This is a genomic window from Sphingopyxis indica (genome assembly GCF_032879645.1).
Taxonomy (GTDB): domain Bacteria; phylum Pseudomonadota; class Alphaproteobacteria; order Sphingomonadales; family Sphingomonadaceae; genus Sphingopyxis; species Sphingopyxis indica.
Window position 1 is genome coordinate 1,661,930 of the sequence record NZ_CP076394.1, and the last position, 15,607, is coordinate 1,677,536.

At 67.1% G+C, this 15,607-nt stretch carries 15 protein-coding genes; 5 read left to right on the forward strand and 10 right to left on the reverse strand.

Annotation, left to right across the window (positions count from 1 at the left end; genetic code table 11):
- Window positions 1-24 precede the first annotated feature (24 nt).
- The 10 genes from KNJ79_RS07805 to miaA form a co-directional block, all read right to left on the reverse strand.
- Window positions 25-426 carry a hypothetical protein gene (locus KNJ79_RS07805; RefSeq protein WP_089214232.1) on the reverse strand — a complete coding sequence of 134 codons (402 nt, stop codon included), beginning with the start codon at window positions 424-426 and terminating at the stop codon, window positions 25-27.
- Between the two features lie 86 nt (window positions 427-512).
- Window positions 513-1,151 carry a YceI family protein gene (locus KNJ79_RS07810; protein ID WP_317153478.1) on the reverse strand — a complete coding sequence of 213 codons (639 nt, stop codon included), beginning with the start codon at window positions 1,149-1,151 and terminating at the stop codon, window positions 513-515.
- A gap of 55 nt (window positions 1,152-1,206) precedes the next feature.
- Window positions 1,207-1,632 (reverse strand): hypothetical protein, encoded by a 426-nt coding sequence (locus tag KNJ79_RS07815; protein ID WP_317153479.1) that lies wholly within the window; start codon window positions 1,630-1,632, stop codon window positions 1,207-1,209.
- Between the two features lie 186 nt (window positions 1,633-1,818).
- Complete coding sequence (locus KNJ79_RS07820; RefSeq protein ID WP_317153480.1) at window positions 1,819-3,084, reverse strand: adenosylmethionine--8-amino-7-oxononanoate transaminase; 1,266 nt, start codon at window positions 3,082-3,084, stop codon at window positions 1,819-1,821.
- A gap of 158 nt (window positions 3,085-3,242) precedes the next feature.
- On the reverse strand, window positions 3,243-3,854 hold the full coding sequence (gene bioD, locus KNJ79_RS07825; protein ID WP_317153481.1) for a dethiobiotin synthase: 612 nt from the start codon (window positions 3,852-3,854) through the stop codon (window positions 3,243-3,245).
- Window positions 3,851-4,990, reverse strand: a complete 1,140-nt coding sequence (locus tag KNJ79_RS07830) for an 8-amino-7-oxononanoate synthase (RefSeq protein WP_394357157.1) — start codon at window positions 4,988-4,990, stop codon at window positions 3,851-3,853. The genes bioD and KNJ79_RS07830 overlap by 4 nt, the downstream gene beginning before the upstream one ends.
- Before the next feature lie 188 nt (window positions 4,991-5,178).
- On the reverse strand, window positions 5,179-6,198 hold the full coding sequence (gene ilvC / locus KNJ79_RS07835; protein WP_089214237.1) for a ketol-acid reductoisomerase: 1,020 nt from the start codon (window positions 6,196-6,198) through the stop codon (window positions 5,179-5,181).
- Between the two features lie 90 nt (window positions 6,199-6,288).
- Window positions 6,289-6,807: an acetolactate synthase small subunit gene (ilvN, locus tag KNJ79_RS07840; RefSeq protein ID WP_089214238.1), complete on the reverse strand. Its 519-nt coding sequence runs from the start codon at window positions 6,805-6,807 to the stop codon at window positions 6,289-6,291.
- Between the two features lie 4 nt (window positions 6,808-6,811).
- The gene (ilvB, locus tag KNJ79_RS07845; protein ID WP_317153482.1) at window positions 6,812-8,566 is read right to left on the reverse strand and encodes a biosynthetic-type acetolactate synthase large subunit; all 1,755 of its coding nucleotides are present in this window, start codon (window positions 8,564-8,566) and stop codon (window positions 6,812-6,814) included.
- A gap of 87 nt (window positions 8,567-8,653) precedes the next feature.
- On the reverse strand, window positions 8,654-9,613 hold the full coding sequence (miaA, locus tag KNJ79_RS07850) for a tRNA (adenosine(37)-N6)-dimethylallyltransferase MiaA (protein ID WP_317153483.1): 960 nt from the start codon (window positions 9,611-9,613) through the stop codon (window positions 8,654-8,656).
- Between miaA and serB the strand changes: the two genes are divergently transcribed.
- The 5 genes from serB to KNJ79_RS07875 all read left to right on the forward strand — a co-directional run bounded on the left by serB (window position 9,612) and on the right by KNJ79_RS07875 (window position 15,607).
- A complete protein-coding gene (gene serB, locus KNJ79_RS07855) occupies window positions 9,612-10,496 on the forward strand; it encodes a phosphoserine phosphatase SerB (protein ID WP_089214736.1) in 885 nt (294 codons plus the stop codon). The two genes, miaA and serB, sit on opposite strands and share 2 nt — an antisense overlap.
- Before the next feature lie 225 nt (window positions 10,497-10,721).
- Window positions 10,722-11,693 carry a glucokinase gene (gene glk / locus KNJ79_RS07860; protein WP_317153484.1) on the forward strand — a complete coding sequence of 324 codons (972 nt, stop codon included), beginning with the start codon at window positions 10,722-10,724 and terminating at the stop codon, window positions 11,691-11,693.
- A 517-nt stretch (window positions 11,694-12,210) separates the two neighbouring features.
- On the forward strand, window positions 12,211-13,149 hold the full coding sequence (locus KNJ79_RS07865; RefSeq protein ID WP_317153485.1) for a DUF808 domain-containing protein: 939 nt from the start codon (window positions 12,211-12,213) through the stop codon (window positions 13,147-13,149).
- Between the two features lie 156 nt (window positions 13,150-13,305).
- Entirely contained in the window at window positions 13,306-14,622 is a 1,317-nt protein-coding gene (locus tag KNJ79_RS07870; RefSeq protein WP_317153486.1) for an aspartate aminotransferase family protein, read from the forward strand.
- Window positions 14,623-14,995: 373 nt separating this feature from the next.
- On the forward strand, window positions 14,996-15,607 hold the full coding sequence (locus KNJ79_RS07875) for a TonB-dependent receptor (protein WP_317153487.1): 612 nt from the start codon (window positions 14,996-14,998) through the stop codon (window positions 15,605-15,607).

Sequence of the window (15,607 nt, forward strand, 5' to 3'; positions counted from 1 at the left end):
CCCGGCGCAGGCTCCAGGGGATCGTCAGGCGTCCTCGTTGTCGCGTAGCGCGGTTTCGTCCTCGCCGTCGTCATCTTCGTCGTCGAGGTCGTCGTCCTCGTCCCACGGTTCGAAGACTTCGTCCTCGACCATATTGTCGATGGCGTGGATGCGGACACCGAGCAGCCAGTCCTCGATTTCGCCCTCCCACGCCGCCTCGACGGGGGTGAGGGCGTCGGTGGCGCCGCCCGCGGGGCGATCGCCGACGAGGTCGAAATCCTGCACGCCGTCCTCGGGCGGGGTGATATAGACATGGGGTTCGAGCCGGACGTTGCTCCAGCCGCCGGTGGGGGCGAGACCCTCGGCCTCGACGGTCAGCAGGGGGTTTTCGTCGTCGCCGGAGAGGAAGGCGGCGACCTCGACGATTTCGCGTACCAATTCGCTCATAAGACGGGGCTCCTCGCGAAAATGGGCGGGACCCTTCTTCCGGCCCCGCCCGCGAGTCTAACCGGCGCGTGTGACAGATTGATGCGTTACTTCTTTTCGAAGGCGGCGGTGATTTCGAGCTCGACCTCGTCGCCGACCAGCGGGACGCCGAAGCCGAGGCCGAAGTCGCTGCGTTTGATCGTCGCCTCGGCTTCGAACCCGACGGTCTCGACATTGCTCATCGGCGCGGGGCCGGCGCCGGTGAAATCGACGTCGAGCGTCACGGGTTTCGTCACGCCGTTGAGGGTGAGGTTGCCGGTGACCTTGGCCTCGTCGCCTTCTTCATCGACGACCACCGCGGTCGAGACGAAGCGCGCCGGCGCGGGGGCGGCGCCGAAGAAGTCGGGCTTGCCGCCGTCCTTGCCGGCGCGGAGCAGATGGTCCTTGAGCCCGGCGCTCGCGACGGTGACGCTGGCGATCGGGATCGTCACGTCGACCTTGGCTGCGGCGGGATTCTTCGGGTCGAGCGTCAGCGTTCCGGTGACGTCGCCGAAGATGCCGAAATAATCGTTGAAGCCCAGATGGTTGAGCCGCCAGCCGACGAGACTGTGGTGCGGGTCGGCCTGATAGGTGCCGCCGGTGACGCGCGCGGCGTCCTTCGCGCCGGGGGCTTCGGTCGGCATTTGCGCGAGCAAGGGCACGGCGAGGACGAGGGGAAGGGCGAGGAGGGAGGCGGCTTTACGCATGGACGAACACTCCTTGGCTGGGGAGCGCGAGGCTATGCGAGCCGGGGGCGCCGCGTCAATCGTCGGCGCTTTCCTGCTCGATCAGCCGGCGTTCCTCGAACCATTCGCGCATCGCCTTGGCCATGCAGCCGGTATAGCCATAGGAGCCGACCGGCGAGCAGCCGCCGGGACGGCCGACGCTCGCGACCGCCTGGTCATATTCCTCGACCGCGGCGCCCCACGCGCTGCCGCGATTGGCCTTTTCGTCCTCGGCTGCCTCGCGCAGCGGCTTGGGGACACGGTAGCGTTCGGATTCGGGCTCCTGCGCGCAGACGACGATCTCGTCGCTCGTCGTCTCGGGACATTCCTCGTCGCCATAGGTGATGAGGATCGAGATGCGCTCGGCGCCGTCGGCGCTGGGGGCGGGGGTCGTCTGGTCCTGCGCCGATACGGGTGAGCCGAACGCCAGCGCGACGAGCGCGAGCAGGGGGACGGGTTTCATGGTCATCATATAAGTCCTCGCACCGTCCCGGCAACGGGTGGTAGCGGGCGCGGATGAACCTGAGCCGAACGGCGATTGTCATCACCAACGCGTCATTGCGAGCGAAGCGAAGCAATCCAGAGTGCGCGTAAACCGCTCTGGATTGCTTCCCCCGGCGTTCGCCGGGCTCGCAATGACGAGGGAAAGCTAGGCGACCATATCGAGCGAGGCGGCGATCGCGTCCCAGACGTGCGCAAGCTCGCCGGCGCTCGTGCAATAGGGGGGCATGACATAGACGGTGTTGCCGAGCGGCCGGATCAGTGCGCCGCGTTCGCGGTAGAAGGCGGCAAGGCGCGGGGCGAGCGAGGAGAGATAGCCGCTTTCGGGCTGGACGATGTCGAACGCGGCGATCGTGCCGAGCTGGCGGGGGTTCCGGGTGCGCGGGTCGGCAGCGAGCATCGCGAGATGCGCGCCCTGCGCTTCGGTCAGCGCGTCGATGCGCGCCTGCACCGGCTCGTCGCGCCAGATTGCGAGATTGGCGTTCGCGGCGGCGCAGGCGATCGGGTTCGCGGTGTAGCTACTCGAATGATAGAATAGGCGCGACCGGTCGGTCGACAGGTGCGCCGCAAAGATCGGCTCGATGCACAAGGTCACCGCGAGCGGCATCGCGCCGCCGGTGAGGCCTTTCGACAGGCAGACGATGTCGGGGATGACGCCTGCGCGGTCGCAGGCAAAGCGGGTGCCGGTGCGGCCCCAGCCGGTCATCACCTCGTCGGCGATGAAGAGGACGCCGTGGCGTGCGCAGATCGCGCGCATCTCGGCGAGCACCCATGCGGGATAGATCAGCATCCCGCCCGCGCCGAGGATCAAAGGTTCGACGATGAAGGCGGCGGGTTTTTCAGCGCAGGCGGCGTCGAGCGCGTCGAGCGTGTCCTGCTCGCGCCCCGCGGCAGGGAAAGGGATGGTGCCGACGTCGAACAGCAACGGCTGATAGGGCCGGTTGAACACCCCGCGCGCGCCGACCGACATCGCGCCGATCGTGTCGCCGTGATAGCTGTGTTCGAGGACGAGGATGCGGTGGCGATCCTCGCCGATGTTCGAAAAATAGCCGAGCGCCATCTTGAGCGCGACCTCGACGCTGGTGGAACCCGAGTCCGAGAAAAAGACGCGGGTGAGCGGGTCGGGGGTGATGCGGATCAACTCGGCTGCGAGGCTTTCGGCGGGCTCGTGCGTCCAGCCGGCGAAGATCAGCTGGTCGAGCCGTTCGGTCTGCTCGCGGATCGCCGCCATGATGCGCGGGTTGGCATGGCCGTGGGTGGTGACCCACCAGCTCGAGATGGCGTCGATCCAGCTGTTTCCTTCGGCGTCGTAGAGGCGCGCGCCCTCGGCCCGGTCGATCAGCGGGATCGGCTCGCCGAGGCCGTGCTGAGTGAAGGGGTGCCAGACGGGGGAGGGGGTCTTCGGCTTCATCATCTCTCTCGTCATTCCCGCGAAAGCGGGAATCCAGCTTTCTTCATACCTTTTCTTCGCGCCTTTGCGCCTTTGCGTGAGATTTTTCGAGTCTCACGCAAAGGCGCAAAGGCGCAAAGAAGGAAAAAGCTGGATTCCCGCTTTCGCGGGAATGCTGAAGATTAAAGGAAGTCGGCGGGGTCGAAGTTCGCTTTGAATGCGTCTGCCAGCGTTTCGCTTGTCAGCGGATCGATGATCGGCAACCGGCCCAACCTGCGAACGCCGCTGATTTCCGAAATGATCGCTTCGCTGTCCTCGGCCGCGTCGCCGATGAAGGCGATGCCGTGGATGGGGACGGCGCGGGCTTTCAGGGCCTCGATCGTCAGCAGGCTGTGGTTGATCGTGCCGAGCGCGGTGCGTGCGCAGACGATCACCGGCACCTGCCAGCGTGCGAAGAGGTCGGCGTAGAGGAGGGTGCGCGTCACCGGGACGAGCGCGCCGCCCGCGCCTTCGATCAACAGGTCGCCGGGGGGCGGGACGAGGGCGTGCGCGTCGATGGTCACGCCGTCGATCTCGGCGGCGAGGTGCGGCGAGGCGGGGGTGACGAGGCGCCAGGCTTCGGGGTGGATCGGGACGCCGGCGAGGCGCGCGACGGCTTCGCTGTCGCTTTCGTTTGCGAGGCCCGACTGGATCGGCTTCCAATAGGGAAGGCCGAGCGCGCCGGCGAGCGCGGCGGAAAAAACGGTCTTGCCGATGCCGGTGCCGGTGCCGGTGACGATGAAGCGGGTGGTCATGCCGCGGCCATGGCGGCGGCGAGCGCGTCGGTCATCGCGTCGATGTCGGCTTCCCGGACATTCAGGGTGATCGCGAGGCGCAGCCGCGCGGTGCCGTGCGGGACGGTCGGCGGGCGGATGCCGCGAATGTCGAAGCCCGCGGCCTGCATCGCGCCCGCGATGCGCATCGTGCGCGCGTTATCGCCGATCGCGACGGGCAGGATCTGGCTGCCGCTTGCAGGCAGGCCGAGTGCGGCGAGGCGCGCTTCGGCGCGGCGGATGCGCGCGTGGAGCAGCGCCTGCCGCTCGGGCTCGTTCGCGACGATCTCGAGCGCCTGGCGGACGAGGAAGGCGATCAGCGGCGACGGCGCGGTCGAGAAGATGAAGGGGCGGCCGCGGTTGATCAGAAACTCGCGAACGATTTGCGGGCCGCAGAGCAAGGCGCCTTCGCAGCCCAGCGCCTTGCCGCAGGTGTGCAGGGTGATGAGGTTGTCGCGCGGGCCGAGGCCGTGCGCGAGTCCCTGGCCGTCGGGACCATAGACGCCGGTCGCGTGCGCCTCGTCGACGACCAGCACCGCGTCGTGGCGGCCCGCGACCGCGGCGAGGTCGGCAAGCGGGGCGCGGTCGCCGTCCATCGAATAGAGGCTTTCGACCGCGATCCACGGCGTCCCGGTGCCGCCGCCGCGGCGCCAGCGCGCGATCATGTCGTCGACGCTCTGCGCGTCGTTGTGGCGCGCGTCGACCCGGCCGGCGCGGCCGAGCTTCATCCCGTCGTGCGCGCTCGCATGGATCAACTCGTCGTGGACGATCAGGTCGCCGCGCTGCGGCAAGGTCGCGAAGAGCGCGGCGTTGGCGGCGAAACCGGTCGGGAAGAAGAGTGAAGCCTCGCTGCCGTAATGGCGCGCGGCGTGCGCTTCGAGCGCTTCATGCTCGGCGTGATTGCCGCGCAGCAGGCGCGAGCCGCCCGAGCCGGCGGGGAGGCCGCGCGCGATCCCCTCGGCGAGTGCGCCGCGGAGTGCGTCGGAATTTGCGAGCGCGAGATAGTCGTTCGAGGCGAAATCCCGGCCCGCGCGCGCGATGAGCCCGCGGCGGCGATCGTCCGCGGCGAGCGCGGCGAGGTCGGCGCGGTGGGCGGTGAAGGGGGCGTTCGCCATCATCACTCCTGTTCGTCATCCCCGCGAAAGCGGGGATCCAGCTTTTTCCTTTCTTCTTCGTGCCTTCGTGCCTTCGTGCCTTTGTGTGAGGCCAAAAAATCTCACACAAAGGCACAAAGGCACGAAGAAAGGAGCAAAGAAGGAAGCTGGATCCCCGCTTTCGCGGGGATGACGAAAATTGGAATCGCAGCCTAGTTGACCGCCTTATCCACCAGCTTGTTCTTGGCGATCCACGGCATCATCGCGCGCAGTTTCTCGCCGGTCTGTTCGATCGGGTGCGCGGCGGCGGCCTTGCGGCTCGCCTTGAGTTCGGGCTGGCCGGCCTGGTTGTCGAGGACGAAATCCTTGACGAAGCGGCCCGAGGTGATGTCGGCGAGGACGCGCTTCATTTCGGCCTTGGTCGCGTCGGTGATGATGCGCGGGCCGGTCTTGATGTCGCCATATTCGGCGGTGTTCGAGATCGAATAGCGCATGTTCGCGATGCCGCCTTCATAGAGAAGGTCGACGATCAGCTTGGTTTCGTGGAGGCATTCGAAATAGGCCATTTCAGGGGCGTAGCCCGCCTCGACCAGCGTTTCGAAACCCGCCTGAATGAGGTGGGTGATGCCGCCGCAGAGCACGGCCTGTTCGCCGAACAGGTCGGTCTCGCACTCTTCCTTGAAGCTGGTTTCGATGATGCCGCTGCGGCCGCCGCCCACTGCGGACGCATAGGAAAGGGCGATCGCCTTGGCATTACCGCTCTTGTCCTGGTCGACCGCGATCAGGCAGGGGACGCCGCCGCCGCGCTGATATTCGCTGCGCACCGTATGGCCGGGGCCTTTCGGGGCGACCATGAAGACGTCGATGTCGGCGCGCGGTTCGATGAGGCCGAAATGGACGTTGAGGCCGTGGGCGAAAGCAAGCGCGGCGCCGGGCTTCATATTGTCGGCGAGGTCGTCGGCATAGATTTTCGCCTGATGCTCGTCGGGGGCGGCGATCATGATGACGTCGGCCCACGCCGCCGCCTCTTTGTTCGACAGGACGCGAAAGCCCGCGCCTTCGGCCTTTTTCGCGGTCGCCGAACCGGGGCGCAGCGCGATCGCGACCTCCTTGACCCCGCTGTCGCGCAGGTTCTGCGCATGGGCGTGGCCCTGGCTGCCATAGCCGAGGATGGCGACCTTCTTGCCCTTGATCAGATCCTGGTCGGTGTCGCGATCGTAGTAAACCTGCATGTCATTCTTCCCTACAGCGTGTCCCCGCGAAGGCGGGGACCCATTTGACGTGGACTGGACCCCCGCCTTCGCGGGGGAACACGAAAAGGACTAAAGCGCCTCCGGCCCGCGGGCGATGGCGACGACGCCGGTGCGGCCGACCTCGACCAGTCCGCATTCGCGCATCAGGGCGACGAAGCGGTCGACCTTGTCGCTCGATCCGGTGATTTCGAAGATGAAGCTGGTCAGCGTCGTGTCGACGACCTTGGCGCGGAAGACGTCGGCCATGCGCAGCGCCTCGATCCGCTTGTCGCCGGTGCCCGCGACCTTCACCAGCGCGATCTCGCGCTCGACATGCGCCATGCCCGCATCGGTGAGGTCGGTGACCTTGTGGACGGGGACGAGCCGGTCGAGCTGCGCGATGATCTGGTCGATCACCGGCGGCGGGCCGTTGGTGACGATGGTGATGCGGCTGAGCGCATGGTCGGGCGTGATGTCCGCCACCGTCAGGCTTTCGATATTATAGCCGCGCGCGGTGAACAGGCCGGTGATCTTGGCGAGCACGCCGGCTTCATTGTCCACGGTGACGGCGAGAACATGGCGCTCGCCTGCTTCGGTTGTGATTTTCATGGGCTTAAACCAGCGCTTTCGCTTCGTCGTCCATCGTGCCGGTGACATCGCTCGGCTGAAGGATCATTTCGGTGTGCGCCGCCCCCGACGGGATCATCGGGAAGCAGTTGGCGAGTTTGGCGACGCGGCAGTCGACGATCACCGGGCCGGGCGTGTCGATCATTTTCGCGATGCCCTCCTCGAGCTGACCCAGCGTGTCGATCCTGAGGCCGGTCCAGCCATAGGCCGCGGCGAGCTGGACGAAATCGGGCAGGCTGTCCGAATAGCTGTTCGAATAGCGGCTTTCGTAGGTCAACTCCTGCCACTGGCGGACCATCCCCATCCATTCATTGTTGAGGATGAAGATCTTCACCGGCAGGCGATATTGGCTGACCGTCGCCATTTCCTGGATGTTCATCTGGAGCGAGGCTTCGCCCGCGATGCACACGACAAGGCGGCCCGGGTGCGCGATCTGGGCGCCGACCGCGGCGGGGAAGCCATAGCCCATCGTGCCGAGCCCGCCCGAGGTGAGCCAGCGGTTCGGCGCCGAAAAGCCGAAATGCTGCGCCGCCCACATCTGATGCTGGCCGACCTCGGTGGTGATGATCGGGTCGCGGCCACGCGTCGCATCGAACAAGGCCTTGATCGCGCGCTGCGGCATGATCTCGGCGCCCGGCTCCTTCTTTTCGGGGAAGTCGAGGCAGCGCGTCGCGCGCCAGCCGTCGATGCGGCGCCACCATTCGCCGAGGTCGCGCGCCCTGTGGCCCTTCGCGCCCCAGGCGTCGATCAGCGCGTCGAGCGCGCGGCCCGCGTCGGCGAGCACGGCGACGTCGACGGGGACGATCTTGTTGATCGACGATCGGTCGATGTCGATGTGGATCTTCTTCGCCTCGGGCGCGAAGGCGTCGAGGCGGCCGGTGACGCGGTCGTCGAAGCGCGCGCCGACCGCGACGATCAGGTCGGCGCGGTTCATCGCCATATTCGCCTCGAACGTCCCGTGCATCCCGAGCATCCCGAGCCACTTCGGATCGTCCGAAGGAAAGGCGCCGAGCCCCATCAGCGTCGAGGTGATCGGCGCGCCGGTCAGGCCGACGAGCTTGCGCAGCGCCGCGCTCGCGTCGGGGCCGGCGTTGATGACGCCGCCGCCGGTGTAGAAGACCGGGCGTTCGGCCGCGGCGATCAGCGCGATCGCGGCGTCGATCGCCTGCGGATCGGGTTCGACCTGCGGGCGATAGCTTTGGTGGTCGATCGTCTCGGGCATCGAATAGCTGCCGGTTGCGACCTGCACATTCTTTGGAATGTCGATCACCACCGGGCCGGGACGGCCGTGGGTCGCGATATAGAAGGCTTCGTGCAGGATCGGGCCGAGCCGGTCGGGGTCCATCACCAGATAATTATGCTTGGTACAGTGGCGCGTGATGCCGACCGTATCGCATTCCTGAAAGGCATCGGTGCCGATCAGGTTCGTCGGCACCTGGCCGGTGAGCACGATCATCGGGATCGAATCGAGCAGCGCATCGGTGATGCCGGTGACCGCATTGGTCGCGCCGGGCCCGGAGGTGACGAGCACGACGCCGGGCTTGCCGGTCGAACGCGCATAGCCCTCCGCCGCATGGGTCGCCGCCTGTTCGTGGCGGACGAGGACATGCTTGATCGTCGGATGATTGAAGAGCGCGTCGTAGATCGGAAGGACCGCACCGCCCGGATAGCCGAACACCGTATCGACTCCGAGGTCGACCAGCGCCTGAACCACCATGTCGGCACCGCTCATTTCCGTCACGACTTGTCTCCTTCCTTCTCCCGCGCACGCGCGCGGCGGGCGCAGCTTGTGCGCTGCAACAGGGTTGCGGGCAATAGGTGTATGATTCTATCCTGTCAACAGCTTATCGTGTAATAATATTGCTAATTGGTCAATAGAATCGACCGATAATGACTCCGGGTGGCGCGGCCATTCGCAGGGAGGCTGGTGGCGGAACCACGTATATTGGCGCTTTGCATATTGGCGCGTCGCCGCCTGGGCGCGTTCGAGCGCCTCGTCCTCGGAAATGTCGCCGCTCAGAAAGGCGGCGATCTGCGGCACGCCGATCGCGCGCATCACCGGAAGGTCGGGGTCGAGCGCGCGTGCGAGGAGGGCTTCGACCTCCTCGCACGCGCCGCGCCGGAACATCTGGATCAGCCGCGTGTCGCAGCGCTCGCGCAGCCAGTCGCGCGGCGGCAGCAGGATCAGCGGGGCAAGGTCGACGTCGCCAGCGATCCCGCCCTCGCGCGCCTCTTGCCACTCGGCGAGCGTGCGGCCGGTCGACCACACGACCTCGAGCGCGCGCGCGACGCGGGCGGTGTCGGCGGGGGCGAGCCGCGCCGCCGCCGCGGGGTCGAGCGCCGCGAGCGCCGCATGGGCGTCGGCGACGTCCATCGCACGCACCTCGGCGCGCACGGCCGGGTCGATGCCGGGAACCGGGGCGATGCCGAAGAGCAGGGTTCGGAGGTAGAGGCCGGTGCCGCCGACGAGGATCGGCACCTCCTCATCCTCCCACGCGCGGGCGAGCGCGCGGCGCGCGTCGGCGGCCCAGCGCGCGGCATTATAGGCCTCGGCGCCGTCGACATAGCCAAAGAGGCGGTGCGGCACGCCCTCCATTTCGGCGGCGTCGGGACGCGCCGACAGGATGGCGAGATCGCGATAAACCTGACTCGCGTCGGCATTGATGACTTGCGCCCGCCCCAGCCGATGGGCCAAAGCGACGGCGAGGGCCGACTTGCCGCTCGCGGTGGGGCCGGCGATCAGCGCGAGCCGCGGCCGCGCGCCCGAAGAGACAGAAGGAGACGCCATGTTCGTAGCGACGCTGATAGCAGCCGGAAAGCTGACGGGCGAGGTGGTACGCGAGGCGATCGACCGACTCGCGGCGACCGGGCATGAGGTGGGGGCGCCGCACTGGCTCGACGAGGGCGACGCGGCGGACATCGTCTTTCACGGCAGCCTGGTCAGCGCGCGGCGCGAGCTTGCGAAGATGGACCATGGCGAACTCGACATCGTGGTGCAGCCGCTCGGCGACCGGACCAAGAAGCTGATCGTCGCCGACATGGATTCGACGATGATCACCGTCGAATGCATCGACGAACTCGCCGACTATGCCGGCATCAAGGCCGAGGTCGCGGCGATCACGCAGAAGGCGATGCGCGGCGAGGTCGATTTCCGCGGCGCACTGTTCGAGCGCGTCGCGCTGCTCGGCGGGATGGCCGAAGGCGTGCTCGCCGAATGCCGGATGGAGCGCGTGCGGCTGACCCGCGGCGCGCGCACGCTCGTTCAGACGATGAAGGCGCATGGCGCCCGGTCGGTGCTCGTCACGGGCGGCTTTACGGCGTTCGCGAACCCGGTGGGCGAAGCGATCGGTTTCGACCGCGTGGTCGCGAACGAGCTGGTCGTCGAGCATGGCAAGCTGACGGGCATGGTCGCCGAGCCGGTCGTCGACAAGGATGCGAAGCTCGAGGCGCTGAAAAGCGAGGCGGCGAAGCACGGCCTGCCGCTCGCCGAGACGCTGGCGGTCGGCGACGGTGCGAACGATATTCCGATGATTACCGCGGCGGGGCTCGGCATCGCCTATCACCCGCATCAGGCGGCGGCGGATGCGGCCGATGCGGCGATCCGCCACCATGATCTGACCGCGCTGCTGTGGGCGCAGGGCTATTCGCGGCGCCAGTGGGTGCTGGGGTAGAGTTTAGCGCCATAAAGACAGTGTGCTCCCGCGAAGGCGGGAGTCCATCTCCGGACAGTTCTATGCCGAGCTGGCGGGAAATGGGTCCCCGCCTTCGCGGGGACACACGGCTTTCCCCTCGTGTCGGATGGATGGTCACCCCCAACGCATAGCTATGCCCTGTTGCATCGCGGCGGGGGGCGTTACAATCGCTCGCTCGCGGCAAATTGCGCGCAAGGGAGAGTCATGAGCACGTCGATCGTCACCGTCGATATCGGGGGAACCCACGCGCGCTTCGCGATCGCCGAAATCGAGAGCGGGCGCTGCGTCACGCTGGGCGAGGCGACGACGTTGCATACCGAGGATCATGCGAGCTTCCAGACCGCGTGGCAGGATTTCGAACAGCGGCAGGGCGGCACGCTGCCGCGCAAGGTCGCGATGGCGGTCGCGGGGCCGGCGACCGGCGACATCATCCGCTTCACGAACAATCCGTGGATCATCCGCCCGGCGCTGATCCGCGAGAAGCTGAACGTCGACGATTATGTACTCGTCAACGATTTCGAGGCGGTCGGCCATGCGGTGGCGCAGGCCGACGCGCGCTATTTCGAGCCGCTGTGCGGCCCCGAGGCGCCGCTGCCCGAGACCGGCACGATCAGCGTCATCGGGCCGGGCACCGGTCTGGGCGTCGCGCATGTCTGGCGCGATAGCGACGAATATCGCGTCCAGGCGACCGAAGGCGGGCATATCGACTTCGCGCCGCTCGACAGCATCGAGGACGCGATCCTCGCGCGGCTGCGCAAGCGCCACCGGCGCGTGTCGGTCGAGCGCGTCGTGTCGGGGCCGGGGATTGTCGACATCTTCGAAACGCTCGCCGCGATGGAAGGGCGCGCGGTCGTTCAGGAAGAGGACAAGGCGATCTGGACGCGCGGCATGGAGCAGAAAGACAGCCTCGCCGCGGCGGCGGTCGACCGCTTCTGCCTGTCATTGGGCAGCGTCGCGGGCGACCTGGCGCTGGCGCAGGGGGCGAGCGGGGTGGTGATCGCGGGCGGGCTGGGGCTGCGCATCCGCGAGCATCTGGTCCGCTCGGGCTTTCCCGAACGCTTCGTGTCGAAGGGACGGTTCGAGAATTTCATGGCGGCGATCCCGGTCAAGCTGATCACCCACCCGCAGCCGGGGCTGTTCGGCGCGGCGGCGGCGTTCGCGCGCGCGCATCGGTAGGGTTTGTGCGGGCGGTTCGGGGGAACCCGAGATGGCGGATTTTTTTGTCTCACACGAAGGCACGAAGGCACGAAGAAGAAGAAATGGGCCGTAAGGCCCTATTTTACCGGCACCGTCGACGTCTGTTCCGGCACCGGAATTGGAGAGCCGCTTCGCGGCTGGGACAATTTCTTTGTGCCTTCGTGCCTTCGTGTGAGATAATCTTCCCCGCACCTTCCCCGGCGGAAGAAGCGCCGCGTGGACCTCGGATCAGGTCGGCGCCTGTTCCTTTTGCATCCGTATGCCCGATTCGTCATTGCGAGCGAAGCGAAGCAATCCAGAGTTGGTCGCGCGACTCTGGATTGCTTCGCTTCGCTCGCAATGACGGAGTAACGGCTGGAAGAGGGATAAACGTCGATCAAGTCCGGGCGGTCGGTGCGAGTGATGGTGCCGCGTCGGAAGGCATCGACAGCGCGGGCGAAGTGGGCCAACTATTCGGCAACCCGATTCTGGTCCTTTGCGGAAAGCCCAAGTCCCTATGCCCTCCGGTCTTTTTGCCCTGCTCGACGATGTCGCGACGATCGCCAAGGTCGCGGCGGCGAGCATCGACGATGTGAGCGCGGCGGCGTCGAAGGCGGGGGTGAAGGCGGCGGGCGTGGTCGTCGACGACACCGCGGTGACACCGCGCTATGTCACCGGCTTTACCCCCGACCGCGAGCTGCCGATCATCTGGCGGATCACCAAGGGATCGTTGTTCAACAAGCTGGTGCTGATCCTGCCCGCGCTGCTGCTGCTTTCGACGCTCGCGCCGTGGGCGATCACGCCGCTGTTGATGCTCGGCGGGGCCTATCTGTGCTTCGAGGGCGCCGAAAAGGTGATCCAGTCGCTGCAAAAGGACGAGGCCACGCTGGCCGAACATGCGGTCGAGGTCGCGGACAAGGGCCATGAGGAGGCGATGGTAAAGGGGGCGGTGCGCACCGACTTCATCCTGTCGGCCGAGATCATGGTGATCGCATTGAACGAAGTGCTGGACGAGCATCTGGTGATGCGCGGCGCGACGCTCGCGGTCGTCGCGGTGCTGATCACCGTCGCGGTCTATGGCGTCGTCGGGCTGATCGTGAAGATGGACGACATCGGGCTGCACATGGCGAAGGAGGGATCGAGCGGGCGCCGGGCGGTGGGTCGCTGGCTCGTCGCGGTGATGCCGAAGCTGCTCGCGGCGCTCGCGGCGGTCGGCACCGCGGCGATGCTGTGGGTCGGCGGGCAGATTTTCCTCCACGGCCTCGACGAATATCACATCGGCGGACTCGGCCATGCGTTGCACGATCTTGCGCACCGTATCGGCGGCGGCCTGCCGCTCGGCGGGGCGTGGGAGTGGGCGATCGGCGCGGCGGGCGCGGGGCTGTTCGGGCTGTTGCTGGGCGGCGTGATCGCGGGCATTTTGCATGTCTTGCCGGGAAAGAAGGGCGGGCATTAGAATGCCTGAACCCCTCCCCTTCAGAGGAGGGGCAGCGAGACTTGCCAGCTTGCTGGCCAGTCGCAGCGGGGTGGGGCCTGTCGGTCTGGCGAAGCGCCGGTTCGACAGGCCCCACCCCAACCCCTCCCCTGAAGGGGAGGGGCTTAAGGAGCTGATATGCAAGGCGAAAACGACCCGCTCGCGGCCTTCTGGATGCCCTTCACTGCGAACCGCGCCTATAAGGCCGCACCGCGCCAGCTCGTGTCGGCGCGCGGCATGTACTACCGCAGCGCCGACGGGCGCGAGATCCTCGACGCGACCGCGGGGCTGTGGTGCTGCAACGCCGGGCATTGCCGCGCCGAGATCGTCGAAGCGATCGCGACGACGGCGGCGACGCTCGATTTCGCGCCGACCTTTCAGCTCGGTCACCCGCTGCCGTTCGAGCTGGCGCAGCGGCTCGCGGCGCTGATGCCCGCGGGGCTCGACCGGATTTTCTTCACGAACAGCGGATCGGAGTCGGTCGATACCGCGCTCAAGATCGCGCTCGCGGTGCAGCGCGCCAGGGGTGAGGGGACGCGCACGCGGCTGATCGGGCGCGAGCGCGGCTATCATGGCGTCGGCTTCGGCGGGATCAGCGTCGGCGGGATCGGCAATAATCGGCGCGCTTTCGGGAGCGGGCTGCCCGGCACCGGCCATCTGCGGCATACGCACGATCCCGTGCGCAATGCCTTTTCGCGCAGTTTTCCGGCGCACGGAGCGGAGCTGGCCGACGATCTGCAGCGGCTGGTCGACCTGCACGGCGCGGAGACGATCGCGGCGGTGATCGTCGAGCCGATGGCGGGCTCGACGGGGGTGCTGGTGCCGCCCGCCGGCTATCTGGGGCGGCTGCGCGAGATTTGCGATCGCCATGGCATCTTGCTGATCTTCGACGAGGTGATCACCGGCTTCGGCCGTGTCGGCGCGGCGACCGCGGCGGAAGCGTGGGGGGTGACGCCCGACATCATCACCATGGCGAAGGGGCTGACCAATGCCGCGGTGCCGATGGGCGCGGTCGCGGTGCGGCGCGCGCTGCACGATGCGGTGATCGACGCGGCGCCGGGCGGGATCGAGCTGTTCCACGGCTATACCTATTCGGGGCATCCGCTCGCCGCGGCGGCGGGGCTCGCGGCGCTCGATCTCTATGCGCGCGAGGGACTGTTCGCACGCGCGGCCGAACTGGCGCCCCATTGGGAAGAGGCGGTGCACGGGCTGAAGGGCGCGCGGCACGTCACCGACATTCGCAACATCGGCCTCGTCGCCGGGATCGAACTCGAACCGCGCGAGGGGGCGCCCGGCGCGCGGGCGATGGAGCTGTTCCACGCCGCTTTCGATGCCGGGCTGCTGATCCGCGTGACGGGCGACATCGTCGCGCTGTCGCCGCCGCTGATCGTCGAGCGCGAGCAGATCGACGCGATGGCGGGGATGTTGGGGGCGTTGCTTGACGGGGTTGCGTGACGGGGCGTGCGTGGCGGTGTTGGGGTGGGGGAGGCCTATACTTCCTCGTCGCCCGGGACTTGATCCGGGGTCCATTGAACCGGCGCTGGAGGACTGGATCCCGGATCAAGTCCGGGATGACGAAGGTAGGTCAACTGCGGCTTCACACCGCAGTGGCCGCCGCATTTTTCCCGGATGCCGGCCATGCCAAAGGCGATCATTGACAGCGCGGTTTGGCGACCGCAATTTGCCCCGGCGGCGGTGCGCCGCGCCCGCGAAACGCGGCAGAAAGGGGGGAAGAATGAAGCGCATAATTTTGGCCATACTGGCCGTGACCACGGCACCCGCGGCCACCGCGCAGGACCTGTCGTCGCAAGAGGTTGTCGTGACGGCCGTGCGCGTCGAACAGGATGATTATCAAAGCGATATGCCTGCCGTGGGCCTGCGCAGAACAGCGGATTTTCTGGTTCAGGAGGCCGTCATTCGCGGTGACACGCGCGATCCCAAGCAGCGCGCCGCGGAAATTCGGCAAATGCTGACGAAGGCCGTACAGATAGCTGACAAATACGGGGTGCGGCTGGCCGTTGGCGACTATATACTGACGCCCTTAACGCTCCAGAACCTCGACGATGTGACGCTGAGCAACGATAGCCGGCCCGACAGCCAAAAGCTGGTTTTTCTGATCAAAGCTCCGCTCGGCGACGCGCAATCGGGCACGGTCGCCCAAAAGCGCATAGAGGATTATGTCGAGGCGGTTCCCGAGGTTGGCCGGGCGCAGATGGACCTGTTGGACGACCCGTCCCTGTCGATCGTCGGTCCGGATCAATATCGCGGGCAGATCGCCGACAAGGTGATGGAGGACGCGCGTGCGATCGCGGCAAAAATGGGCGTGGGCTATGCCGTGACGCTTGAGGGGTTGAATATGCCCGTGCTCTGGACGCGCGCGAGCCCGTCGGAGGTGATGCTTTACATCCCCTATAAGATGGTCGTGGTGCCGAAGCCCTGA